1 pseudogene is annotated in these 611 nt (G+C 73.3%); it reads right to left on the bottom strand.

Annotated elements, in window-relative coordinates:
* A pseudogene (locus ACFQGU_RS15555) lies at positions 1-611 on the bottom strand (hypothetical protein); the annotation flags it as partial.

Raw genomic sequence — 611 nt, 5'->3', positions numbered from 1 at the left:
TGCGGACGAATACCGCGAGCGTCTCGAGCAGGTCCGTACCGTGGCGCATGTCGTGGGACTGGACCCGCCCGATCCGGTCGATCTGCTCGGCGACAGCGGGCGCCAACCCGACCTCCAGCGTGAACAGCTGCCGCGTCGTGCGCTGGTCGCCACCGGGGGCGATCCTGACCCCGTCCTCGCTCAGGGCGGCCCAGGTCGCCGCCCAGGCGGCTGATCGGAACTCCTGCGCGACCTCCAGCCCGCTGGTGGCCGGTCGCCCCACGCCGATCGCCGCGCCGGCGGCCTGCCCCCTGTCCCTCAACGCGCCGGCGATGTCGTGCCGCAGCTCGGATGCGAGGGCCGCGGGATCGACGTGACCGGCGGGGGCCGTCAGCAGGGCCCCGACGACTCCTGCGGTCGCCGGGATCGCGCGTCCGCGCGTCCCGGTGAACACCGACTCCACGGTCTGGGTCACGCTGTCGAGGCTGCGTTGACTGGTCAGGGCGAGCTCGGGGTCGCACCGGATCACCACGGGGACCACGACCGTCCCGGAAGCCCAGCCGAGGCGCTCGAGGATCTCGACGGCATCGCGCTCGGACGTGGCCGAGATGAGTCGACCCAGCACCGACTCC

This window comes from Longivirga aurantiaca, from assembly GCF_042660085.1.
Taxonomy (GTDB): domain Bacteria; phylum Actinomycetota; class Actinomycetes; order S36-B12; family CAIYMF01; genus Longivirga; species Longivirga aurantiaca.
The sequence above is the reverse complement of the archived record's forward strand: the minus strand, read 5'-3'. Positions and strand labels throughout refer to the sequence as shown.